This window comes from Chryseobacterium sp. CS3K3.1 (assembly GCF_059515165.1).
Genome location: NZ_JCAKRV010000015.1, coordinates 55073 through 78891, shown reverse-complemented (window position 1 = coordinate 78891; position 23819 = coordinate 55073). Strand labels below are relative to the sequence as shown.

Sequence of the window (23819 nt, the reverse complement as noted above, 5' to 3'; positions counted from 1 at the left end):
TTTTAAAACGGTAAATGTTAATATTTTAATGTATTCTAACCGTATTTTAACATGTTGTTTTTTATTGCTGTATGGTAGCCTCTTTGTAATGTTTCAGGTATTCTTTAGGAGAATATTTCATGATGGATTTGAAGACCCGGTTAAAATTGGTAAGGCTATTGAACCCACTGTTGAAGGCAACAGAAGAAATACTGTACATATTGCTGGCAGTCAATAGTCTGCAGGCCCGCTGTACCCGAAGCTCATTAAGATATTCAATATAAGTGATGCGGGTACGTTTTTTAAAAGAACGGCAAAAAGCCTGAGGCGTCATACAGGCTTCTTTGGCAATCAGATCAAGGGTAAGCTTATGTTGGGTGAAATTTTTCTTGATAAAAGTCTGGGCATCAATAATTCTTTTGTCTGTATCTGAAATATGATCAGGCAGTTTCTTTTCCGGAGATAAGGGAATATGCAAATGCCTGTTTTGCATAAGATGGTTTAAAATTCTTATAAAATCTATGATCTGATCTACACCTTTTGTTTTTTGTAAAGCCGCAATATTTTCTCCGATACTTTTTGTCAGCCTTGAAGCCACCTGGAAACCTACATCTGAATGACTGATAAAGTTTTTAAGTTCCTCAAATTCCGGTAAGTCGAAAAATGCAGCGATCTTTTTATGAGGATCAAAAAAAATAGAGATGGAATGAACCTTCTGTTTTTCATTTTTTTCAAAATTACCTCTGAAAACATGGGATTGATTTGCTCCGAGATAGAAAATATCACCCGCCTCAAAATTAAAGAGCTTCTGTTCTATGGCCAGTGTTCCATGTCCTTTAAGGATCCACATGATCTGGGTTTCGGTGTGGCGGTGGAAATAAGGATAGAAATTAGGCATTATATCTTCCTGAATACGTATACTTTTGTTGGTATCGGCAGGAACAGAAAACTGGAGACTCTTCATCATACTATGAATGCTTTACCGGGTTATTAGATTAGCAAGGTTAAAATATTGCTGAAGGTAAGCAAAATATGAACATTAAATATCATATTAAAATCCAAATTTTACATATTCTTATTTTTAATGAATAAAGTACTATAAATACTACAAAATCGTAACTTTAAAGTTTTAAAATAAAAACTATTCATAATATGTTTTCAGCACAAACTTATCAAGACAGAAGAGCAATATTACAGAAAAATGTATCCAATGGAATCTTATTATTTCTGGGAAATATAGAGAATCCTGTAAACTTTGAGCACAACCCTTATTATTTCCGCCAGGACAGTACCTATTTATATTATTTCGGGATTCAGGAACCCCGCATTGCAGCTATTATCGATATTGATGAAAATAAAACCATCATTTTCGGTGATGAGCTAAGTATAGATGAAATTGTATGGATGGGAAGGCAGGAAACCCTTAAGGAAAAAAGCCTGAAGTCCTGTGTTCAGGAAACGTTACCTTACGCAGAACTTGCCCAATATATTGTAAAAGCCCAGGCTTCCGGTAGAAAAGTGCACTACCTTCCTCCCTATCAGTCTTCCAATAAAATTTTGCTGGGAGACCTTCTTGGAATTAAAATTAAGGATTTGCAGCCTTCTGTCGAAATGATCAAAGCGATTGTCAAACAACGTTCTGTTAAAGAAGCTCAGGAAATTGTACAGATCGAACAGGCTGTAAATGTATCCAATGAAATGCATTTGCTGGCCATGCGTCTTGCGAAACCCGGAATGAAAGAATATGAAATTGCCAATGCGATCCAATATCTTGCCGCCAACCAAGAATGCCAGATGTCTTATCCTCCCATTGTGACGATCAACGGAGGTATTCTGCATAATCATTTTCGTCTTAATACCATGAAAGAGGGAGACCTTTTCCTGAACGATTCCGGAGCAGAAACTTCAATGGGATATGCAGGAGATCTTACCAGAACCTTTCCTGTAGGTAAAACATTTACAACAAAGCAGAAGGAAATGTACGAAGTGGTTCTGAATGCTTTTAATCAGGCCCAGAAGCTTTTAAAACCGGGAGTACGGTTTAAAGATATCCACCTGAAAGCAGCACAACATCTGGTAGAAGGACTTGTCGATCTTGGACTGATGAAGGGAAATCCCGAAGATGCTGTAAAGAATCATGCTCATACGTTGTTTTTTCAGTGTGGACTGGGACACATGATGGGACTTGACGTACATGATATGGAAGACCTTGGAGAACAATATATTGGCTATACTGAAGAAGAACCAAAAGATACCAAAACATTCGGACTGAAATCTTTACGTTTAGGAAAAGCTTTGGAGTCCGGTTTTGTAGTGACAGTTGAGCCTGGTATTTATATGATTCCGGAATTGATAGACATGTGGCAGGCCGAAAATAAAAACGCAGACTTTATTAATTATGATAAAGTAAATGAATACCGGAATTTCGGTGGAATCCGTGTGGAAGATGATTTCCTGATTACGGATGACAGTTACAGACTTTTAGGTAACGGATTGATCAAAACTGTTGAGGACATTGAAAATTACAGAGCTGAACATCTGGCTTAATCCAAATTATATTTATGAAGAACATAAAAAAACTAACAGCTATTGCATTGTATTTTCTGTGTTTGTCACCATTGGCGGCACAGAAGACACAATGGACTCCCGATGGCAACGCTTATTATTCATTTACTAAAAAAGGGGTTGAAATTGTTGATCTATTGCATCCCGGAAAAGATCAGACGCTCTTAAACAGTAGTGAACTGATTCCTGCCGGAAGTTCCAATGCTCTGCAGGTACAGAGTTTTCAGGTATCTCCTGATGGAAAAAGCCTGTTGCTATTTGCCGATACCAAAAAAGTATGGAGGGATAATACCCGTGGAGATTACTGGATTTTCGACAAAAACACCAAAAAACTGCTCCAGCTTGGAAAAGGTTTGCCGGCTTCATCGTTAATGTTTGCAAAATATTCACCTGACGGAAAAAAAGTAGCCTATGTTTCTAAGCATAATATCTATATTGAGGATCTTTCAGATAATCAGATCAGTAAAATTACGAATGATGGTACCGACAGAATGATCAATGGTACTTTTGACTGGGCATATGAAGAAGAATTCGGAACGCAGGATGGTTTCAGATGGTCTCCGGACGGCAGGAAAATTGCCTACTGGAAAATGGATGCCCGAAGTACCAGGAATTTCCTGATGATCAATAATACGGACAGTCTGTATTCGTTTACCGTTCCTGTAGAATATCCGAAAGTTGGAGAAAATCCTTCAGGATGCAGCATCTGGTTTTATGATCTGGCTTCCCAATCGACAAAAAAGGCTGATATAGCAGGTGATGAAGTACAAAACTATATTCCCAGAATGGAATGGGTGCTGGATTCCAGATCGGTCATTCTTCAGCAGCTGAACAGAAAACAGAACCAAAGTAAAATTATTGTTGCTGATGCGGATTCCGGAAGCAGCAAGACCATTCATACAGAAACAGATGCAGCATGGATTGATATAAAATCCCGATGGAATGATAATGATCCAAGCGGCTGGGACTGGATTGAAAATGGGAAAGAATTTTTGTGGCTGTCTGAAAAAGACGGATGGAGACATATTTATAAAATAGATATGAGCGGTAAAGAAACATTGATCACAAAAGATGCTTTCGATGTTATCAAACCTGAATTTTTTGATGTTCCCAATAAACTGATCTACTTTTTGGCTTCTCCAGATAACGCCACTCAGAAATATCTGTATAAAGTAAGTATGAAAGGCGGAAAAGCTCAAAAAGTAACGCCTGAAGCTTTTAAAGGTTCTAACCAATATACGATTTCACCCAATGGAAAAATCGCTATGTTTACCAATAACAGTGTGAATGCCATTTCCATTGGATCTGTGATATCGCTTCCCGATCATAAAGAACTGGTTGCTGCCAAAAGATCTGCAAAAGCCGACCCGGCAAGATCTAAAGCAGAATTCTTCCAGATTACAACACAGGATGGCGTTACAATGGACGGCTGGGTAGTAAAACCTAAAAATTTTGATCCCAATAAAAAATATCCTGTTGTTTTTACAGTGTATGGAGAACCGGGATCTCAAACCGTTACCGATAATTTCTACACAGGCTGGAATTATTTATATACAGGTGATATGGCAGAAGACGGCTATTTATATGTGTCCCTTGAAAACCGCGGAACTCCTTCTCCAAAAGGACGGGAATGGAGAAAATCTATTTACCGGAAAATTGGGCAGCTCAATATCCGCGATCAGGCAATGGGAGCTAAAGCCTTATTCGCAAAATGGCCTTATATCGATACTTCAAGAGTTGCCGTGTGGGGCTGGAGCGGCGGAGGTTCTTCTACCCTGAACCTTTTAGGACAATATCCTGATATTTACCAGACAGGAATTGCCATTGCACCCGTTGCCAATCAGTTATTCTATGATAATATCTACCAGGAACGCTATATGGGTCTCCCACAGGAAAACAGAGAAGATTTTGTCAACGGTTCTCCGTTGGCCTATGCTAAAAACTTAAAAGGAAATCTTCTGCTGGTTCACGGAACGGGAGATGATAATGTACACTACCAGAATACGGAAGTATATATTAATGAACTGGTAAAATATAACAAACAGTTTCAGCTGATGTCTTATCCTAACCGTACCCATTCTATTAATGAAGGAGAAGGAACATCGCTGCATCTGGCTACCATGTTTACAAAATACCTGAAAGAACACTGCCCTCCGGGAGCAAGATAAAATTGAAAGTCTCACATGGATGTGGGACTTTTTTTATTTCAACATACTTGGACCAATAAAAAATTCCCCGGATTACTCCAGGGAAAATAAGTGTCAAAACCTATAATTTTTTATAGTGGTGTGAAATGATGTACCTGGAAAACAACAATGGATGTGCCAAATTAGTCACTGTTTTATGAAATCTGACTTTTTGTGGTACCTTTTTAATTTCACTTTAGTATTCTTCTGTTTTTACAGGATTATCATTACATTTGAATGAATAATTTCCAACATCATTCATGAAACTACCTCTCTCCTACTATTCCAATCAGGACGTTCTTTTTCTGGCCCGGGATCTTTTGGGAAAAGTACTTTTTACAGATCTCAATGGTGAAAGAACAGCAGGAATCATTGTAGAAACAGAAGCTTATTTTGGCGTGAAAGATAAAGCTTCGCATGCCTATGGCGGCAGACGGACAGACCGTACTGAGACGCTCTACAGCCATGGCGGAGTTTCTTATGTTTATTTATGCTATGGAATTCATCATCTCTTCAACATCGTAACATCCGTGGAAGATGAGCCTCATGCAGTACTCATCAGAGCTGTTGAACCTTTGGTAGGAAAAGAAATTATGGAGCATAGAAGAAATATGCCTGCCTCTAAACCTGCTATTTCTGCAGGTCCCGGATCAGCTGCCAAAGCATTAGGTATTGACCGGTCTTTTAACAAAAAAGAGCTTACCGGTCATGAAATCTGGATTGAAGATCACGGTATTTCATATCCTCCAGCTGAAATCATTGCAGGTCCCCGGATAGGTGTTGCCTATGCAAAGGAGGATGCACTTTTACCCTGGCGCTTTTTTGTGAAAGGAAATAAATATGTAAGCAAGCCCAATAAGTAGAATTATGCACTTCCATATGATACTATCCTATTGAAAATGTAAAACGTTTCATCTTCTCTAAAGTACATTCTATCTCTGTTTTTTGTCGGGTCACAAAGTTTATAGTGTTGATTATAAATGGATAATGGTAGCTTTGTACTGTAGTAGCAATGAATTTTCTTTAATAGATTTTCATTCGAAATATCATTAAAACAAATAGTATGAACTGGATTGCATTAATTATCGCAGGAATTTTTGAAATCGGATGGCCCTTAGGGCTTAAACTTTCTCAACAGCCGGAAAATAATAAGTGGAGCTGGATTATTTTTTCAATTCTGTGCATGTCTGTTAGCGGTGGATTTCTCTGGTTTGCTCAAAAAAGCATTCCTATCGGAACTGCTTATGCAGTATGGACGGGAATTGGTGCTGTAGGAACCACTATTGGTGGGAGTTCTCTTTTTTCAGGATTCAGCAAGTATTCTAAGATTATTATCAGCATTACTGATTGTCGTAGGAATCGTTGGCCTTAAATTATTTTAAAAAATTGGCTTAAGACTATCATGAGTCATAAGCCAAAACATTATTCAACATTCGAATAATAAACCAACCACATTTTATTGTATTATTGCTTTTCGCCTTCAAAATAAAAAGCTACCTCATTTTCGGATGCTTTCTGAGTGCTGATCTGAAGTGATTTTGATGAAATCATGTAGTTAAAACTACCCTGGCTGTCATTGCCCGAAACACTTACTCCGGCAGAATTGGTAACATTGAAGGTTTTAGAGGTTGCTGCTGAATACGCTTCACCTGATTTAGGCTGTACTTTAACATAGGAATCACCTGTCTTTGAAACATTAACTATTGCATTGTAATAATCTTGCCCCTGGATTTTCATAGTCCCTTTGAATACTCCTGTTGCTACTTCAATGCCATGTGAGCCGGGAGCCGGATCATCATTGTCACTGTTTTTACAGCTGAAGAAAATACTTCCTAAAGCCAACATTAAAAAGAATCTGCTCATTAGTTTCGAAATTCCGATTACTTTCATAATTCAAATATTTATTATTTACAGTTTCAAAGATGTACAAATGAATATGAACCGGAAAAAAATAGCTATAAATGGGCAATTCCAATCTATCAACTTCTTTTTGATAAAAGTCTGTATTGCAAATACAGGTTTAATAATGGATGAAAAATAAAATAATAAGGATATTAAATTAAAATAGTAAGACTAAAGCTCTATCAATGGTTTATAAGTTCTCCCCACAGGCAGATTTTTTCCATTCACCTGAATAATATTGGCAGATTTTACCTCTATTTTTGACCGGGAAATAATATAGGACTTATGGATGCGGGTAAACATTTTGGGGTTTAAAACTTCTTCTATTTTGCTGATGGGCATTTTAAAAGTGAGAGTCTCCGTTTTTGTATGAATATTAATGTATTCTCTTAAACTTTCGATGTAAAAAATATCCTGGAGAATAATTTTAACCTTCTTTTTACCACTGTTCAGGAATATAAAATCACGTTCAGAAACTTCGAGTAATGCATCTTCTGCTTCCATTAAATGCTTGAATTTATCAATAGCAGTCAGAAAGCGGTCATATGGAATGGGTTTCATCAGATAATCCGTGATATCAAGCTCATAGCCTTCTACTGCATATTGATGATAAGCTGTTGTAACAATGACAAAAGGAGGATTTTTTACTTTCCTTAGGAAATCAAAGCCTTTTACAACCGGAAGATGAAGATCAAGAAATATTAAATCTACATCATGAATACTTAAAAGACTGCTGGCATATACTGCATCTGCACATTTTCCTACCAGATTCAGTTCCTGATCCCGTAATATAAAATTTTCTAGAATTTCTGCTGCAATAGGTTCGTCTTCTACGATAATGCAATTGTATTTTTTAGGAGCTGATGGTGTCATGAAAATCAATGGTTAAAGTTATAGTATAGCGGCTGCCCTTATCTTCCACGGAAAGCGTATGTTTTGGATAAAGAAGTTCAAGTTGTCTCCGGATATTTTTCAGGCCTATTTTTGTGGAATTTTCATGAAATTTTTCCTGCCTGGAATTTTCTACAAGGTAAGTAAGCTTTCCGTTCTTTAAATGAATATCAACGGTAATAAATGCTTCTCCCAGGCTTTCGGAAACGCCATGTTTAAAAGCATTTTCTACAAACTGTATCAATATCAGGGGGGAAATTTCCTGTGAAGGATTATCAATATCTTCAGCAAAATTCACAGTCAGCTGATGGTATCGGATCTTCTGAATCTGTATAAAATCTTTAATATTTTCAATATCCTTGGCTATAGAAATGTTTTTTTCTGCAGCTTCATAAATATTATACCGCATTACTTTGGAAAGCTGCAGAATAACATTGGGAGTTTCGTCTGCTTTTTTAAGAGCCATTCCGTAGATATTATTGAGGGTATTGAAAAGAAAATGGGGATTGATCTGTGCTTTCAGCATGGTAAGTTCCTGATCCAGTTTTTCTGACTTTAATTGAGATATCTGTTCTTTGAGTATATTCTTCTGCCGGGTAATTTCAACCCCGAAAATAAGACCTGCCATAAAAATTAGATCCATAAAAGAATTGAAAGCCACATAACCATTGATAAATCCGGAAACCTGCTTGCCGTCCAGTGTTTCAATAACACCATAGATATCTGGATATATGATAAAATGCGTTACAAACCGGTGACCAAAAACAGCAGCTGTTACCGTGAAAATATAGAGAATATATTTAATGACTAATTTAAGATCAACCCTATCGTATATATACAGCAATACATAGGCTAACGGAATTTTAACCAGAAAATAACAGAGTTCCAGCATAAGGGCATTCTGGAGCCTTATCTGCCATTTGAAATCAGGAAACTGATACCTGGACCAGTAAAAGTCAAGGTAAACTTCCAGCGTATAATACAAGATCCAAAAAAGCAAATGAATCCGCCATTTAGATTGACTGTCTGATTTCAAGCTTATGATGATTTAAAAGTACAAAGTACGATTTGTTAACCCAAATATAAACATATAAGTCTATCAAATGAAGCCCAAAATCTACAAACTGTTTCTTCTGAATCATCTTACGTGGCAAAGATTCTTGAATAGCTTAACTCTTATTTTTATTCATAAAATGTAAAGAGACTTCAGGATACAAGAGATTGAAAAAGCAGAAGATCAGCAGGACATTGAATTCAATTCCATTGGTTCCGCCTCCTACTACAAACCAACCATTTTGCCAGTGAACATAATAAATCCCGGAAATAAAAATGAGAATATTACAGACAGCTACAGGCTTGATACATTGGTCAATCCACAGTAAAGGCACTGATAAAAGATGAGTCAGTTTTATGGCCCATGCTATATAAATTCCTGCAGGGCTGAAACCCAATCTGTCCAGATACGCATGTCCGAAATCATTCACATCCCCACTGAAAATAGAAATCACACTATGCATCAGTAATATCACTGAAAGTGCCAAACGAAGGTAAAAACTCTTTTTCATAAAACAAAATTAGTATGCGAAAACATACACTTATCATTTTGTATATCAACAACTTTGAAAAAGGTATAAAAGTTTTAGTTTCAGCACAAATGGCAATTTTTATTATTGAGATCTATTGTATGCAATATTAAATCTTTTTAATATTTCAATATAAAGTGATTTAATAAATACAATTTAGTATATTTACATTCAGATAAGACATAATAATGAATTTCCCCATAATCAGTAATCGGTCTTCATAAGATATTTTACCTGGTTATAAAAACGATTCTAAGACACAAATGCTTCTATCTTTTTCAACTAAAAAGAGTGGTACAATAACTTACCACTCTTTTATATTATCACCGGAAAAATAACTTGTTTTAATTCTGTATCAAATTTTTCTTAATAAAATTTTCCAGTTCCTGGCCATGAAGGTTTTTAGCTATAATCGTTCCCTGTCCGTCAATAATAACATTAAAGGGAAGCTCATCTACTTCATACAGCTTTGCTACAGGGCTTTTCCAGAATTTTAAATCGCTGATCTGTATCCAGTTGATCTGAAACCTGTCGATTGCTTTCTGCCAGCTTTCCTTATTCTTGTCTAAAGAAACGCCCACTATTTCAAACTGATTTTTTTTAACCTGCACGGAATAAGTGTCATACATTGTTTTCAGTTGAGGTTGTTCTTCTACGCAGGGTGCGCACCACGTTGCCCAGAAGTCGATCAGAACCAGTTTCCCTTTTAATGCTGAAAGAGAAAATGAAGTTCCATCTGCCTTGGTCATTGTTATTTCAGGAGCTTTCTTCCCTACTTCTATGGTGTTCTGGGCAGAAATATACCCTGAAAACAGTATGAAAAATAATATTGTTAAAGAGTTTTTCATATTAATCATTTGTAGGATAATTTTTATCCAGCCAATCTGTTTTGATGTTTTTCGGAAGATTTAAAAGCTTTGCATTTTTGAAGCCTAATTCCATTAACAATGCAAATGCAGGACGGATATTAGGACATTTTACAAAAGGACAGCAGCCGCAATAAATCACAATTTCTCTGTTCTTAGGAATATCTTTAAGATAATTTCTCAGTTTTTCCAGATTTTCAGGTTCATGAGTCGGTCCGATGTCTACAGAACCTTTCACAATAGCTTCAGGTCCTACTGAAATGATGACCAGATCTTTTGTTTTTTGATTTTCAATTCTGGAAGCCAGTAACGCCGGGTCCATCAGCTGGCTGTCTTTCCATGGATCCTGTTTTTGCTGTGCCTGACTGAATATGGAAAAAACCAGGCAGGCAATGATAAACAAATACTTCATACTTCTATTTTTCACAAAGATAAGTTGAAAAGTTCAGAGTTCAGGGCTGATTACTCAAAGCAGGCTTATTTAAATTTTTAATTTTAAATCCGATTCCGAATAATTTTATACATTTATCTACAACAAATACTTTTAACAATGGAAGAAAAATTCCAGCCCGATGCAATTATTATCGGAACCGGACTTGCAGGGCTTACCGCGGCGATGGAAATTACCAATGCCGGAAAAAAAGTATTGCTTCTGGATCAGGAAACAGAGCAGAATATCGGTGGACAGGCATTCTGGTCCTTTGGAGGATTATTTCTGATTAATTCTCCCCAGCAAAGAAGAATGGGAATCAAAGATTCTTATGAGCTGGCACTGCAGGACTGGAAAGGTACCGCTGGTTTTGACCGTCCGGAAGATTACTGGCCCCGCCAGTGGGCTGAAGCTTATCTGAAATTTGCTGCCGGTGAAAAGTATGATTACATTTCCAAACTGGGAATCAGGCTGATGTTTATGGTGGGCTGGGCAGAGCGTGGCGATGGTTCGGCAACGGGCCATGGAAATTCCGTACCCCGTTTTCATGTAAGTTGGGGAACAGGCACAGGCGTGGTAAAACCCTTTGTAGAAAAAGCTTACAAAGCTCAGGAAAAAGGACTGCTTCAGATGAAATTCAGACATCGGGTAACTGAATTGATAGAGGAAAACGGCAAAATGAAAGGCCTTAAAGGAGATATTCTGGAAAATGATAACCAGGAAAGAGGTGCTGCAACGAATAGGAATATCATCTCTGCATTTGAATATACAGCTCCTAATATCATCATCGCTTCAGGAGGAATTGGTGCCAATCATGACCTGGTAAGAAAAAACTGGCCGGAAAGATTGGGAAAATCACCTGAAAATATGGTCTGTGGTGTTCCTGCTTATGTGGATGGAAAAATGATAGGCATTGCAGAAAATGCTGGAGCTCATATCATCAATCCGGACAGGATGTGGCACTATACGGAAGGGTTGCAAAACTGGAATCCTATCTGGCCCAATCACGGAATCCGCATATTGCCAGGGCCTTCATCATTATGGTTTGATGCGAAAGGAAAACGTCTTCCCGCTCCTTTTCTTCCCGGTTTTGATACATTGGGGACTTTACAGTATATCCAGGAAACCGGATTTTCTTATTCCTGGTTTATTCTTACCCAGAAAATTATTAAAAAAGAATTTGCTCTTTCAGGTTCGGAACAGAATCCCGATATCACCAATAAAGATTATGCTCTTTTTCTGAAAAGGATTTTTGGTAAAAAAGCACCCGGACCGGTAGAGGCTTTTAAAGAGCACGGAAAAGACTTTATTGTATCAGATAACCTGGAAGATCTGGTTAAAAGAATGAATGAACTGGCAGGAAATAACCTGTTGAAATATGAAAAGATAAAATCACAGATTGAAGCAAGAGACCGGGAATTAGACAATAAATTTTCAAAAGACACTCAAATTAATTATATCAGGAACACCCGGAATTACTTAGGAGATAAACTCGGGCGTGTAGCGGCTCCTCACAAAATTTTAGATCCTGAAAACGGGCCTTTGATTGCGGTACGTCTTAATATTTTAACCCGTAAAACTTTGGGCGGAATAAAAACCAATCTGAATGGTCAGGTGCTGAGAGATGATGACAGTATTATTGAAGGACTGTATGCTGCAGGAGAAGCTGCAGGCTTTGGAGGCGGCGGAATGCACGGTTACAGAGCTTTGGAAGGAACATTTTTAGGAGGCTGCATCTTTTCAGGAATGAAAGCCGGACAATATATTGCCGGACTTTAAAATTGAATAAAAGTATTAATTATGAGTAGCTATTTTGATCATAAAGTCATCTGGATTACAGGAGCATCCTCAGGCATTGGCGAAGCTTTGGTAAAAGAGCTTACCAGAAAGAGTAATGCCAAAATTATTCTTTCTTCCAGAAAAGAAGGCCAGCTTCATTCCGTGGCTGAAAATGCCGGCCTGAGTACAGATCGGTATGCGGTCATTCCTTTAGATCTTAAAAATTATAAAGAAATGCCAGCCATTGCATTGAAGGCAGCTGAGAAGTTCGGAAAGATTGATATTCTGATTAATAATGCCGGACTGTCACAACGTTCGTTAGCCATGGAAACAGATATTGAAGTGGACAAACAGCTGATCGATACTGACTATATCGGAACTGTAGCACTTACTAAAGCAGTTGTACCTTATATGATTGAAAATAAAGGAGGACAGATTGCTGTTGTATCCAGTCTTATGGGAATTTTTGGAGCTCCTATGAGAAGCGGATACGCAGGTGCAAAACATGCTTTACACGGTTTTTTTGATGCATTGCGGGCAGAATTATTCAGCCAGAATATTAAGATTACGATGATCTGCCCGGGTTTTATACAGACTGATATTTCTATTAATGCAGTCACCGGAGATGGTTCGACGCAAGGCACGATGGATGATGCTACGAAGAATGGCATGCCCGTAGATATCTTCGCAAAAAAAATGCTTTCTACCATTGAAAAACAGAAAAGACAGAAAGCGATAGGCGGTAAGGAAGTGATGGCTGTTTATCTGAAACGATTTTTTCCAGGCTTATTGGTAAAAATAATCCGTAAAGCAAAGGTGGTATAAAGAAAAGCCCGATTCAGGAAAGAATCGGGTCTTTGAGTTAATTAACGATAATGGTTACCTTTATTTACCCAGGGACCTGCGCCTTTTCATAAATCAGTCCTTCATTTTTCAATTCTTTCCAGAATTCAGAAGGAACGTTGGTTTGCAAGGCATTCATATTATCTTTCACCTGCTCAGGCTGGCTGGCACCGGGAATAATGGAAGCGAATTCGTCAGCGGCCAGTACAAAATGCAGCGCGGCATCAATAAGGCTTATATTGTATTTTTCGGCAATGGAAGTCATCCTGGCTCGCTTTTCATGCATTCCTTTCGGAATTACATCTTTATAATTATAGCGTTCTCTTCCTGCTATATAGCCTGAATTGTACCCAGCTCCCGAAACCAGTTTTACCCCTGCTTTTTTGACTGCAGGTAGAAGACGGTCCACAGCATCTTCATGTTCCAGAATGGAATATTGCGTGGCCGAAAGACAGATATCCGGATCAGCAGATTCAATACAGTCTAAAATAGGTTCTATTTTATTAACACCCATTCCCCATGCTTTTATAACTCCCTGGCTGCGAAGTTCAGAAAGAATTTTAAAAGCTCCGTTTCTTGCCTGTTTCAGAAAATAAGGATAACGGTCTCCTACCTGATCTTCAGACAGATCATGAATATAAACAATATCAATATGACTCAATCCGGTTCTTTCCAGGCTGTGTTCAATAGATTTTTCTACGGCGTCGGCGGTATAATCATGGAAGAAGTCGTAGTTAAGTGGTTTTTTCCACATCGTTGGAGGAACTTCAGATTCCGGGACCTGTTGAAAAAGTCTTCCTACTTTGGTTGAGAAAATAAAATCACCCCTGTCTTTATCTTTAAGAAAATGTCCAAATCTTCTTTCACTTTTGGTTAATCCGTACCATGGAGACGTATCATAATACCGGATTCCGGTTTCCCAGGCTGTCTGTAGAATTTCCTGAGCCTGTTCATCTGTAATATTTTCAAAAGCTGTTCCTATTGCTACACCCCCTATTCCCAGTCGGTGCTTTTCTGTTAAAATGTCTGATTTCATATGTTGAATATTTAAAGTGTTGGATGATTTTTACAGTACAAACATCATGCTGCCCTCCATAGAAATGTTAAAAAGAAAATTGTAATGAAACACTGAAATCCGTACCAGCTGCCAGAACAATAACAATTTCAGTATTTTGAATATTATGTTAAATATTTATTTCGCAGCTCCTTTGGTCTTGTTATTGAATGAATCTCAGTACACCATTTGAAATAATCACATACTATGAAAAAGCACATTCTAATCGTAGGAGGAGGATTTGCGGGTATTAACCTTATCAAGTCTCTTAAGAATGATAAAAGGTTCAGAATAACGCTGGTCGATAAAAACAATTATCATTTTTTCCCGCCACTTATCTATCAGGTAGCTACTTCGTTTATAGAAGCTTCCAATATCAGTTATCCTTTCAGAAAATTGTTTTCAAACAATAAAAATGTGAAATTTCACATGGGCAGCCTGGTCAGGGTAAATCCTGAAAATAAGACCATAGAAACTGATACGGGAAATCTCAGCTATGATTATCTGGTGCTGGCATTGGGCACAGAGTCCAATTTTTTCGGAATGGAAAATGTAAAGAGATGTTCGCTTCCGATGAAAAATATAGAAGAAGCCCTCTATCTGAGGAATCATATTCTGCTGACTCTGGAAGAAGCCGCTAGAAATAAAGACATTAAAGAAGCCGAAAAACTTCAGAATATCGTGATTGCCGGAGGCGGACCTACAGGAGTAGAACTGGCAGGAATGCTTGCGGAAATGGGAAAATATATTGCCCAGAAAGAATATCCGGAAATCAAACTGGGACTTTCCAATCTTTATCTTATTGATGCTTTGCCTACTTTACTTTCGCCTATGAGCCAGCTGGCCCAGAAAACGGCCTATGAGAAGCTGAAAGAATTAGGTGTAAAAATCCTTTTGAATGTATCTGTAAAAGATTATACAGACTGTAAAGTCATTCTGAGCGACGGAAATTCTATTGAAACAGAAACCCTGATCTGGACTTCCGGGGTCATTGGAAAAGAAATCCCCGGATTACCGGAGGAAACCATCGGAAAAGGCAGACGAATATTGGTGGATGACTATAATAAAGTAACCGGAACTACCAATATTTATGCATTGGGAGACATATGTCTGATGCTGACAGAAGAAAAATATCCAAAAGGACATCCTCAGCTGGCTCAGGTTGCCATTCAGCAGGCTAAAAATCTCGCTTCCAATTTTAAAAGGATAGAAGACGGAAAAGTCCTGAAACAATTCCGGTACAACGATAAAGGAAGTATGGCCATCATATCAAAATACAATGCGGTAGTAGATCTTCCGAAAAATTCCTTTAACGGTTTTATAGCATGGCTCACCTGGCTTTTCATCCACATCATTCCTTTGGTAGGGTTTAAAAATAAACTTCAGCTGGCCATGGACTGGTTCCGGCTATTCATCACCAATAATCCATCCATCCGGCTTATTCTCTTTCCGAAAAGAAATACAGGAAACGGATCATGATAAAAAAATAAGAACACTTAAATCCATCATATTATGAAAAATCAAAGAAGACCTCCGTTTTTTGGAGAAACAGTCGTCATCACCGGTGCTTCAAGCGGAGTTGGTAAGGCTACGGCAGAAGCTTTTGCCGAACAGGGAGCTGATCTGGTATTGGCAGCAAGAGGAGAAGAAGCTCTGGCAGAAACTGCAGAATTATGCAGAAAACTGGGTGCTACAGTGATTGCTGTTCCCACCGATACTTCTGTTGCAGAAGATGTTCAGAACCTTGTCAGAGAAGCTTTGGAATTCAGCGGGAAAATCGATTACTGGGTCAATAATGCCGGAGTGCTTGCATTTGGAAAGTTTGAAGAAATTCCGGTAGATATCAGCGATCAGATTGTGAAAACCAACCTTTTGGGGTATATGCATTCGGCACATGCAGTGCTTCCTGTTTTTAAAAAGCAGAAAAAAGGAGTCTTACTAAATAATATCTCTATTGGCGGATGGATGCCTGCACCTTATGGAACAGCCTATACGGCCTCGAAATTTGGCGTTCGCGGAATGGTAGAAACCCTGCAGGGTGAAGTTTCAGACTTTCCTGATATCCATATTTGTGCGCTTTATCCCGGTTTTCAGAAATCATCAGGAATAGAACATGCAGCCAATTATTCGGGAATAAAGCTCAGTACGCCTCCTCCATCGTTTGATCCTCGTAAACTGGCAGCTTCAATTGTAAAAACAGCTAAAAATCCAACTGAAGCCTCTTATCCGGACTGGTCAGCTGTTGTTTTTAAAAATTTATATGAAATGTTTCCGGGAATCATCCGTTATGTATCTTCTGCAGGAATGAGAATGATAATGAAGAAAGCCAGTAAGGCAGAAAATACAGGTGGAAATGTCCGCCAATCTTCCTCAGGAAATATGGGAATTGATGGGAAAACACTATTATCTGTTTCTACAAAACCATTGATCTTGGCAGGCGCAGGAATCATTGGAGCATTGGCTGTTGGGCTCATCTTTTCAGGAAAAACGAAAGAAATAAGGTAAGATTAATAGAAATAAACAGTCATCGCTATAGTTTGAAAAAGGCTCTTTACTATATTTTTTGTGATATATTTCATAAATTTACAAAACTTTATCAATCTGATGATAGTGTAAAATATTTCGGCGGTGAAAATTCACAACAAAAAAAAATACCTCAGTTTCCTTAAATTTAAAAGAGATTTCCAGAAGTACGGGCTGGAAAAAGCACGCAGTTACGAGCTTATCCTGCATTGGCTGAACAACAGACTGAGCAGAAATCAGTTTCTTGTTCTTTCCGGAATTCTGGTAGGCTGCACGGCGGGTCTGGCGGGAGTTATCCTGAAAACACTGGTGCACAATATCCATTATTTCATTACCAATAAGGTTCATTTTGAATATCAGATTTTATTCTATATTGTTTTTCCTTTCCTAGGAATCGTTCTGACAACGATGATTGTTCTTACCTTGTTTAAAGGTCAGGATCGTAAAGGAATCGGGGCTATTTTATACGAAATTGCACAGAATTCCAGTATTGTGGCCTCTGTTAAAATGTATTCCCAGGTGATACAAAGTGCTGTTACCGTAGGATTGGGAGGTTCTGCCGGATTGGAAAGCCCTATTGCCGTTACCGGAGCTGCTATCGGTTCCAACTATGCACAAACCTACAGGTTAAGTTATAAAGAACGTACGTTGTTACTGGCTGCCGGAGCAACTGCCGGGATCGCTTCAGCATTTAATGCCCCGATTGCAGGGATTATGTTTGCCTTTGAAATTCTATTAACCGGAGTGGTTTTCACCGATTTCATTCCGTTGGTTGTAGCTGCGGTTTGCGGAAGTCTTTTATCAAGAATTTTACTTCAGGAAGATGTTCTTTTCAGGTTTTATACCAGGGATCCCTTCAACTATAAAAATGTTCCGTACTATCTTATTTTAGGGATTGTTACGGGATTGTATGCCCGTTATTTTGTGATTATTTCTCAAAAAGTAGAACATTTTATAAAAGGACTGCAGCTTTCGAGAATGCGTAAAGCCATGTTTGGAGGCGCCGTACTTTCCCTGTTATGCGTTCTTTTTCCACCGTTGTTTGGGGAAGGCTATGAAACGGTAAAAGCTTTTACGAATGGAAATACCTACTCCATTATTGAAAACAGTTTTTTCAGGTATTTTGAGATTGGAGACTGGACTATTATCATATTTCTTGTACTAGTATTGCTTTTAAAGGCATTTGCTACTTCATTTACGATCTTTAGCGGCGGAAACGGCGGTAACTTTGCCCCTTCGCTTTTTGCCGGTGGAACTCTGGGCTATCTGTTTGCCTTGGTATGCCAGCATTTAGGGTTTACAGATGTTCCGGTAACCAATCTCGTTTTGGTAGGAATGGCAGGAGCAATGAGCGGTGTTTTGTATGCTCCTCTTACTGCAATTTTCCTGATCGCTGAATCCAGCTTCGGATATGATTTGTTTATTCCTCTCATGATTGTATCCATTATATCTTATCTCATTGCCAAATGGTTCTCCCCGATTTCTCCGGAATTAAAATCCTTGGCTGATGAAGGAAAAATTTTCACAAATAAGCATGATAAAAACCTTCTCTTTGCCTTAAGAACTGAAGATTTTATTGACAAATATTCCCAGACCATTAATGAAAATGCTTCTGTTACAGAATTGTTTGAAATGGTAAAGAATGGTAATAAAAATATTTTCGCTGTTGTGGATGAAAACAGAAAACTGAGAGGAGTTCTTACGTTAGATGATATAAGACCTTACCTTTTTAACAAAGAAATGGAAACTTCGCAGACGGTTGCCCAGATCATGAAAGCTCCACCAGCTGTTCTTCACCGCGAAAATAAACCCCTGGATATTCTCCAGACCTTTGATGATACGGGAGTATGGAATTTACCTGTAGTAAGTGAGAATAATGATTTCATCGGTTTTATCTCAAAATCTTCCATATTAATGAGCTATAGACAGCTTCTGAAAGAATATTCCGATTAATAGTAATAACAGAATATAACAACCGAAGACCTCAATTCTCCCTCCTACGGAGGGTGACAAAAATTCAAAGAATTTTTGACGGGGTGGTTATCATCGTATACTCATAAAAAATCCGTTCAGCAATGAACGGATTTCATTTTTAATCTGTAATGAAAGTTGAAAAAATTAGTTGCTCGCCTTATTCAGCAGCTCAATATCCTCCTGATCCAAAATAAGTTTTGGCACATTGAACATTGTTTCAAGCTGGGAAGCACTGGTAGCACTTACAATGGGTGCTGTAATCAGAGGATTAGATAACAGCCATGCCAGAGAAACGGTTCCCTGTGTTGTATGATGCTTTGCACTTACCTGATCCAGCGCTTTTAATACTTCCAGTCCTTTAGGATTTAAATATTTTCTTACGCCCTCACCTCTTGCACTTTTTGAAAGATCTGCTTCATCACGGTATTTACCGGTTAAGAAACCAGCTGCCAAAGACCAATAAGGAAAAACACTTAAGTCAAACTGCTCTGCCAGAGGAGCATAATTTTGTTCAAAACCTTCTCTTTCCATGAGATTGTAATGTGGCTGTAGAGCGACATATTTGGGCAGGTTATTCTTTTCTGCAACTTCAAATGATGCTTTCAAACGTTCCGGTGATAAGTTGGAAGCCGCAATATAACGTACTTTCCCTGCCCTGATAATCTCATCATAAGCAGAAAGAGTTTCTTCTACAGGAGTAATGTTATCATCAAAGTGTGTATAATAGAGATCAATATGATCCGTCTGAAGTCTTTGCAGTGATTCATCTACAGACTGTAAAATATGTTTTTTGCTGATATCATAGCCATGTTCCTTTGTTTCTGAGCCTACTTTCGTAGCTAAAACGATATCATTATGGTTAGATCTGCTCTTCATCCATTTTCCGATGATCTCTTCAGACTGTCCGCCTTTTCCGTTCACCCACCGTGAATAGGTATCTGCAGTATCAATAAAATTGAATCCAGCTTCTGTGAAGCGGTCCAGTATATCAAAAGACTGTTTCTCGTCCAGTGTCCATCCAAAAACATTTCCTCCGAAGTTGATTGGGGCAATCGCTAAATCGGTGTTTTTGATTTTTCTTTTTTCCATAAAAATAATTTTACTAAGTGATCTCTAAGGTAGGGAATATTAAGCCTGGAGAATATTCAAAATGACCATTCCAACAATAGGTATTATAAATGGGAATGCTGATGTTTCCTCAGTTTTTTTGATTACTTGAATGTGTTGGAAAAGCGCAAAGGCGCAAATAAATTAAAAGCTAACTGTTTTTAAGACGCAAAAATTTTATCTCCGATAAAATTGAATGCTGCTTATTTTATGCCTTTCGCAAAAAAAATGTAAAATCTTTTAACATATCATTTTCTGAAAATCTTTCATTGAATGAAGCCGAAATGTTCCTGCTTCTTAAAAATATATATGGTAATAAAACCTTACGTCCTTGCATCTTTCTAACAAGAGATATACTCTATAATGTTAAACGCAAAGTTGATAAGAAAATATAATTATTTTTAAGGAAGCAAAAGGAGCGACTTTGTCGTTGAATAAGCTTTCTGCATATGCATACGCTTAGAGAAGATCAATTTTATTGATCATTCTTTGCTCCCTTCTTTATATCAGTTGAAATTATGTTCCTTTGCGTTTTAAAATAATTAGGTAGACCAAGGCGCAAATAATTTAAAAGCTAACTGCTTTAAGACGCAAAGATTTTATCCCTGATAAATTTGAATACTATTTATTTTTATATCTCTTTTCTGAAAATCTTTCATTGAATGAAGCCGAAATATTCTTGCGCCTGTGCACTTTTCCAATAAAAATAGGTCAAAAAAATAAAAACAGCCATGTAAAAGCTGTTTTTATTATCTATCAATTAAAAATACGGTTATTTTTCAACCTGAGGAATGTCAATAGCGATAAGCTGAAGTTTGTATTCCTGTAACTGATGATGAATGGTTGACGAACCGTTGCTGAAGAATGGTGATGCTTTAAAAAGCTCATGATAATATTCGATACCCTCAAGAACATTTTTCCTGAAAGCATTCCATTTTTTTGTCTGCGAATGGGTAATCTGTGCAGTGGATTCGGTGATTTCTTTTTTCAGATAATCCACATACATTTTCAATTCATTAATAAACATATTCGGACGCTGGTTGTTGGAAAGAATATTGGTGTTTCCGTAAATATGTTTTACCATTTCCGAAAGAGAAACTTCCTTATCAAAAAAGGCAATATTCGGTCCGGGACATATGACAACGCCTTGCTTTTCCCCTTTGATTTCAAGATTCTGCTCCATGTATGCCGCATTCACAAGTCCTACACACAGACAGGCTTTATCCGTAATTTCGGATTTTCTTTTATTAAATTCCTTTTCTGTAAGGGTTTCCTTATTGTCGTACAATTCTTTGAGTTTGATATCCTGGTATTTTCTGGAAGCGGTACAGGTTCCTTCAGGTGAAAATTCTTTGCTTAATGCCAGAAGTTTTTTGGGGCACGAGCTTCCATATTTACCTTTTGCTTCTTTTTCAAACTTTAACCGTTCATTGGATGTTCCTTTTACTGTGTTGAAAGGCACTCCTAAAGGCGAAATATTACTCAGATAGAAATCCTGTTCTTTTGATTGTAAAAGTAAATTTCTGGTTTCTGCATCTACCGATGTTGCTTCGGGTACCAGCAAAAACGGAGAACCCCATCCTACGCTGTCTACATTATAATTTGCCAATAAAAACCCGTGTTCTTCAGCAGTTCCTACTCCACCCTGAACGGTAATTTTCATTTCTAAAGGTTCGGAAACTGCATGCTTTCCTTTTTGTTCCAAAGCAGCTGTCATTAAGGCGTGAGCTGATTGTATCAGATCATTTTTTTTCTGCTTGAATTCTTCCATGATGGGCCCGAGAAGCATTCCTTCAGTAGCAAATGCATGGCCTCCGCAATTCAATCCGGATTCTATTCTGTATTCAGAAACCCATAATCCTTTTTTGGCCAGAAAGTTCCCCTGAATCATAGCCGAACGGAAATCGCTTACTTTAAGGATAATTTTCTTTTTGATGTTTCCGTTTTCGTCAGGGAAAAAATCTTCAAACTCCTCCATATAGCTGTACAAACGGGGATTCATCCCTGCAGAAAGAACCATTGATGATGATAATTTGCTTTTGGCAAACCCGCGCAGTGAGGCATGGGCATCGTTATACATCACAGGAAGCTGTTCATTATTCTGATAGTTGTCTTTATCTACTTTCGTCATGATATTGACATCAATACTTCCCGGTTTTAAATTCGATTCAATGAAGTTTTTAATATTGGAACTCCAGTTATCTTTTTGATTGATAAGGTTTTGAAGGCTGTTTTTGAGGTCTGATGTATTCGGAAGCATGGCCATGAAGTCCTTCAAAGCTTCCTTGTTTTTGCTGATTTCCTGTTTGAAAGATTCAAATTTTTCATTCACGATATCATCTACCATATCCAGGTAAGCGGTAACTCTTTTTGCTCTGTAATCTTCTGTTTTTGTTGAGATCCCGAAATAGTCAAGATTGAACTTTTTGTTGTAAAAGTTCTTCATTTTTTCCAGGATTTCATCATCAATAATAGAGATGACGGAAGAAATTCCATATTGGGCAACACGAATCGGGCTGTCTATAGTGTAAGCCAGTCCCATTACCGGAATATGGAAATTGTGCAAAGGTTTTTGTGTCATAAAGTTTTGATAAAGTTTTTTATTGTTCATCTAAAAATCCTTTACAACTATTCACTTCTTAAAAATATTATTTTAAAATGAATTATGCTTCAAATAGTATTTTAATTATTGAAAACATGTCAAATGTCATTTTTTTTAATTGTTTGAAATAAAAAAGATCAGCTGAACAACTGATCTTTTCTTCTTGTCTGTTTTATTCTAACCGCAAAAGTCACAAAAGTTTTTGACACTTAACTTCTTTTCATAAGAACCTTGCTTAAACATAATAAGTACACCGAAGTTTTTGAAAATCTTTGATTTTCACTTATGTGAAATTTTTCTACATCATTATTTTCAGCTTAGTTAAGTGGGCTAAAGTGTTTCAAAATAAAAGCTTTTGTGTCTTTTGTGGTTTCACTTTACTTATTCTGCTTTGTTTTTAAGCATCATCAGAAGACTGTAAGCCCCTTTCTGCACAATTTTCTTATTCTTTAAAGCATCTGCTTTTACAATCTCCGTAAACTGATCGTCAGAAATTCCGGTCACCACAGGAATCATTTTGTAATTGGATTGTCCAAGGTCTTCAAAAACATAATTTTTGTTTTCAAAAGACACTATCGCTTCGTTGGGAAGTCCTTGGGTGTAACGGCCGCTGATCTTGACTTCAGCATTTACATACATGCCTTTTACCAATTCAGTATTCACAGAAGATAATCTGGCAATGGCGGTTGCAGAACCACCGTTTTCGATACTGGGAACTACGCTGACAATTTTTGCATTGGATTTCACATCCGGATTCTGATTGTTGTACACCAAAATTTCCTGCCCCACTTTTACATCATTCACATCATTTTCAAAAACCTTCAGCTCTAAAAGTAACCCTGCCGGATTGATCAGCTCAAATAAAGTATCTGCCGGGTTGATATACTGTCCGTTATTCACCAGAATTTTGCTTACAAAACCTGTAAAAGGAGCATAAATGTTGATTTTACTTCTGATATTTCCGGTACTCAGGCCTTTGGCATTAATTCCGATGATTCTCAGTTTTTCTTCCAACCCTTTTAAAGTGGCGTTCAAAGTAGAATAATCTGCCTGAGCAGTCTGCAGGGTTTTGTCACTGCTGGCTTTGCTTGTATTCAAATCTTTCTGACGGTTGAAATTCAGTCTTGCCGCTTCGAACTGGGCTTTGGTCACCAGATAATCCTGCTGTAATTGTATAAACTGAGGGTCTTCTACTACTGCAAGCACTTGTCCTTTGCTGAAATGACTTCCATTAATGACATTAATCGATTTGATATGTCCACCCATAATACTGGAAACCAAACTGATATGAGATGGTGCAATTTCTGCCTTTCCGTTTAATTTTACCAGTTTTTCCATATTCCTGTTCTGAATACTGGTTGTTGTTAACCCTACAGACTGAAGCTGTTTTTCTGTAAGATGAACAGAATTTTTGTCATTCTTGGAAAATTTGGTGTTTTCGTAAACCGTTTTTTCTTCGTCTTTTTTACCGGAACATGAAGATAAAGTAAGGATGAAAGCAAGGCTGTATAGTGGTATATTCTTGAAATGCATGA

General features: G+C 37.7%; 20 protein-coding genes. 9 read left to right on the top strand and 11 right to left on the bottom strand.

Going from position 1 to position 23819, the window contains the following annotated elements:
• Nucleotides 1–61 precede the first annotated feature (61 nt).
• Complete coding sequence (locus AC5YGI_RS15005; protein WP_330746437.1) at nucleotides 62–946, bottom strand: helix-turn-helix domain-containing protein; 885 nt, start codon at nucleotides 944–946, stop codon at nucleotides 62–64.
• A 185-nt stretch (nucleotides 947–1131) separates the two neighbouring features.
• Here AC5YGI_RS15005 and AC5YGI_RS15000 point away from each other — a divergent pair, with 185 nt between their 5' ends.
• From AC5YGI_RS15000 to AC5YGI_RS14985, 4 genes are all read left to right on the top strand, one after another.
• Nucleotides 1132–2526, top strand: a complete 1395-nt coding sequence (locus AC5YGI_RS15000) for an aminopeptidase P family protein (RefSeq protein WP_496168873.1) — start codon at nucleotides 1132–1134, stop codon at nucleotides 2524–2526.
• 14 nt (nucleotides 2527–2540) lie between these two features.
• Nucleotides 2541–4712, top strand: a complete 2172-nt coding sequence (locus tag AC5YGI_RS14995; RefSeq protein ID WP_496168872.1) for a S9 family peptidase — start codon at nucleotides 2541–2543, stop codon at nucleotides 4710–4712.
• A gap of 278 nt (nucleotides 4713–4990) precedes the next feature.
• Nucleotides 4991–5593, top strand: a complete 603-nt coding sequence (locus AC5YGI_RS14990) for a DNA-3-methyladenine glycosylase (protein ID WP_496168871.1) — start codon at nucleotides 4991–4993, stop codon at nucleotides 5591–5593.
• A 200-nt stretch (nucleotides 5594–5793) separates the two neighbouring features.
• The gene (locus tag AC5YGI_RS14985) at nucleotides 5794–6102 is read left to right on the top strand and encodes a DMT family transporter (protein ID WP_496168869.1); all 309 of its coding nucleotides are present in this window, start codon (nucleotides 5794–5796) and stop codon (nucleotides 6100–6102) included.
• A 92-nt stretch (nucleotides 6103–6194) separates the two neighbouring features.
• Here the strand turns inward: AC5YGI_RS14985 and AC5YGI_RS14980 are convergent, their stop codons facing one another.
• From AC5YGI_RS14980 to AC5YGI_RS14955, 6 genes are all read right to left on the bottom strand, one after another.
• Nucleotides 6195–6620 carry a hypothetical protein gene (locus AC5YGI_RS14980; RefSeq protein WP_446105825.1) on the bottom strand — a complete coding sequence of 142 codons (426 nt, stop codon included), beginning with the start codon at nucleotides 6618–6620 and terminating at the stop codon, nucleotides 6195–6197.
• 183 nt (nucleotides 6621–6803) lie between these two features.
• Nucleotides 6804–7505, bottom strand: coding sequence for a LytR/AlgR family response regulator transcription factor (locus AC5YGI_RS14975; protein WP_496168867.1), 702 nt, complete (start codon nucleotides 7503–7505; stop codon nucleotides 6804–6806).
• Nucleotides 7486–8523: a sensor histidine kinase gene (locus AC5YGI_RS14970; protein ID WP_496168865.1), complete on the bottom strand. Its 1038-nt coding sequence runs from the start codon at nucleotides 8521–8523 to the stop codon at nucleotides 7486–7488. Before AC5YGI_RS14970 ends, AC5YGI_RS14975 begins: the two co-directional genes overlap by 20 nt.
• A gap of 169 nt (nucleotides 8524–8692) precedes the next feature.
• Complete coding sequence (locus AC5YGI_RS14965; RefSeq protein ID WP_446105828.1) at nucleotides 8693–9088, bottom strand: DoxX family protein; 396 nt, start codon at nucleotides 9086–9088, stop codon at nucleotides 8693–8695.
• 362 nt (nucleotides 9089–9450) lie between these two features.
• Complete coding sequence (locus tag AC5YGI_RS14960; protein WP_496168862.1) at nucleotides 9451–9954, bottom strand: TlpA family protein disulfide reductase; 504 nt, start codon at nucleotides 9952–9954, stop codon at nucleotides 9451–9453.
• 1 nt (nucleotide 9955) lies between these two features.
• Nucleotides 9956–10384 carry a rhodanese-like domain-containing protein gene (locus AC5YGI_RS14955; RefSeq protein ID WP_496168861.1) on the bottom strand — a complete coding sequence of 143 codons (429 nt, stop codon included), beginning with the start codon at nucleotides 10382–10384 and terminating at the stop codon, nucleotides 9956–9958.
• 138 nt (nucleotides 10385–10522) lie between these two features.
• On the opposite strand from AC5YGI_RS14955, the gene AC5YGI_RS14950 reads away from it, so the two are divergent.
• On the top strand, nucleotides 10523–12181 hold the full coding sequence (locus AC5YGI_RS14950) for an FAD-binding dehydrogenase (protein WP_496168859.1): 1659 nt from the start codon (nucleotides 10523–10525) through the stop codon (nucleotides 12179–12181).
• Nucleotides 12182–12202: 21 nt separating this feature from the next.
• Entirely contained in the window at nucleotides 12203–13006 is an 804-nt protein-coding gene (locus AC5YGI_RS14945; protein ID WP_496168857.1) for an SDR family oxidoreductase, read from the top strand.
• A 64-nt stretch (nucleotides 13007–13070) separates the two neighbouring features.
• On the opposite strand, the gene AC5YGI_RS14940 is transcribed toward AC5YGI_RS14945, so the two are convergent.
• On the bottom strand, nucleotides 13071–14060 hold the full coding sequence (locus tag AC5YGI_RS14940; protein ID WP_496168855.1) for an aldo/keto reductase: 990 nt from the start codon (nucleotides 14058–14060) through the stop codon (nucleotides 13071–13073).
• A gap of 225 nt (nucleotides 14061–14285) precedes the next feature.
• On the opposite strand from AC5YGI_RS14940, the gene AC5YGI_RS14935 reads away from it, so the two are divergent.
• From AC5YGI_RS14935 to AC5YGI_RS14925, 3 genes are all read left to right on the top strand, one after another.
• Nucleotides 14286–15557: an NAD(P)/FAD-dependent oxidoreductase gene (locus AC5YGI_RS14935; protein WP_496168854.1), complete on the top strand. Its 1272-nt coding sequence runs from the start codon at nucleotides 14286–14288 to the stop codon at nucleotides 15555–15557.
• 33 nt (nucleotides 15558–15590) lie between these two features.
• Nucleotides 15591–16583: an SDR family oxidoreductase gene (locus tag AC5YGI_RS14930; protein ID WP_496168852.1), complete on the top strand. Its 993-nt coding sequence runs from the start codon at nucleotides 15591–15593 to the stop codon at nucleotides 16581–16583.
• Between the two features lie 123 nt (nucleotides 16584–16706).
• The gene (locus AC5YGI_RS14925) at nucleotides 16707–18554 is read left to right on the top strand and encodes a chloride channel protein (RefSeq protein ID WP_454510541.1); all 1848 of its coding nucleotides are present in this window, start codon (nucleotides 16707–16709) and stop codon (nucleotides 18552–18554) included.
• Between the two features lie 165 nt (nucleotides 18555–18719).
• Here the strand turns inward: AC5YGI_RS14925 and AC5YGI_RS14920 are convergent, their stop codons facing one another.
• From AC5YGI_RS14920 to AC5YGI_RS14910, 3 genes are all read right to left on the bottom strand, one after another.
• On the bottom strand, nucleotides 18720–19664 hold the full coding sequence (locus AC5YGI_RS14920) for an aldo/keto reductase (protein ID WP_496168849.1): 945 nt from the start codon (nucleotides 19662–19664) through the stop codon (nucleotides 18720–18722).
• A gap of 790 nt (nucleotides 19665–20454) precedes the next feature.
• On the bottom strand, nucleotides 20455–22263 hold the full coding sequence (locus AC5YGI_RS14915; protein ID WP_496168906.1) for a hypothetical protein: 1809 nt from the start codon (nucleotides 22261–22263) through the stop codon (nucleotides 20455–20457).
• Between the two features lie 402 nt (nucleotides 22264–22665).
• Entirely contained in the window at nucleotides 22666–23817 is a 1152-nt protein-coding gene (locus AC5YGI_RS14910; RefSeq protein WP_496168847.1) for an efflux RND transporter periplasmic adaptor subunit, read from the bottom strand.
• Nucleotides 23818–23819 lie beyond the last annotated feature (2 nt).

What these genes read in the sequence shown, in the direction of transcription:
- AC5YGI_RS15005 (WP_330746437.1), bottom strand. Translation starts at nt 946, where the DNA reads ATGATGAAGAGTCTCCAGTTTTCTGTTCCTGCCGATACCAACAAAAGT.
- AC5YGI_RS15000 (WP_496168873.1), top strand. Translation starts at nt 1,132, where the DNA reads ATGTTTTCAGCACAAACTTATCAAGACAGAAGAGCAATATTACAGAAA.
- AC5YGI_RS14995 (WP_496168872.1), top strand. Translation starts at nt 2,541, where the DNA reads ATGAAGAACATAAAAAAACTAACAGCTATTGCATTGTATTTTCTGTGT.
- AC5YGI_RS14990 (WP_496168871.1), top strand. Translation starts at nt 4,991, where the DNA reads ATGAAACTACCTCTCTCCTACTATTCCAATCAGGACGTTCTTTTTCTG.
- AC5YGI_RS14985 (WP_496168869.1), top strand. Translation starts at nt 5,794, where the DNA reads ATGAACTGGATTGCATTAATTATCGCAGGAATTTTTGAAATCGGATGG.
- AC5YGI_RS14980 (WP_446105825.1), bottom strand. Translation starts at nt 6,620, where the DNA reads ATGAAAGTAATCGGAATTTCGAAACTAATGAGCAGATTCTTTTTAATG.
- AC5YGI_RS14975 (WP_496168867.1), bottom strand. Translation starts at nt 7,505, where the DNA reads ATGACACCATCAGCTCCTAAAAAATACAATTGCATTATCGTAGAAGAC.
- AC5YGI_RS14965 (WP_446105828.1), bottom strand. Translation starts at nt 9,088, where the DNA reads ATGAAAAAGAGTTTTTACCTTCGTTTGGCACTTTCAGTGATATTACTG.
- AC5YGI_RS14960 (WP_496168862.1), bottom strand. Translation starts at nt 9,954, where the DNA reads ATGAAAAACTCTTTAACAATATTATTTTTCATACTGTTTTCAGGGTAT.
- AC5YGI_RS14955 (WP_496168861.1), bottom strand. Translation starts at nt 10,384, where the DNA reads ATGAAGTATTTGTTTATCATTGCCTGCCTGGTTTTTTCCATATTCAGT.
- AC5YGI_RS14950 (WP_496168859.1), top strand. Translation starts at nt 10,523, where the DNA reads ATGGAAGAAAAATTCCAGCCCGATGCAATTATTATCGGAACCGGACTT.
- AC5YGI_RS14945 (WP_496168857.1), top strand. Translation starts at nt 12,203, where the DNA reads ATGAGTAGCTATTTTGATCATAAAGTCATCTGGATTACAGGAGCATCC.
- AC5YGI_RS14940 (WP_496168855.1), bottom strand. Translation starts at nt 14,060, where the DNA reads ATGAAATCAGACATTTTAACAGAAAAGCACCGACTGGGAATAGGGGGT.
- AC5YGI_RS14935 (WP_496168854.1), top strand. Translation starts at nt 14,286, where the DNA reads ATGAAAAAGCACATTCTAATCGTAGGAGGAGGATTTGCGGGTATTAAC.
- AC5YGI_RS14930 (WP_496168852.1), top strand. Translation starts at nt 15,591, where the DNA reads ATGAAAAATCAAAGAAGACCTCCGTTTTTTGGAGAAACAGTCGTCATC.
- AC5YGI_RS14920 (WP_496168849.1), bottom strand. Translation starts at nt 19,664, where the DNA reads ATGGAAAAAAGAAAAATCAAAAACACCGATTTAGCGATTGCCCCAATC.
- AC5YGI_RS14915 (WP_496168906.1), bottom strand. Translation starts at nt 22,263, where the DNA reads ATGACACAAAAACCTTTGCACAATTTCCATATTCCGGTAATGGGACTG.
- AC5YGI_RS14910 (WP_496168847.1), bottom strand. Translation starts at nt 23,817, where the DNA reads ATGCATTTCAAGAATATACCACTATACAGCCTTGCTTTCATCCTTACT.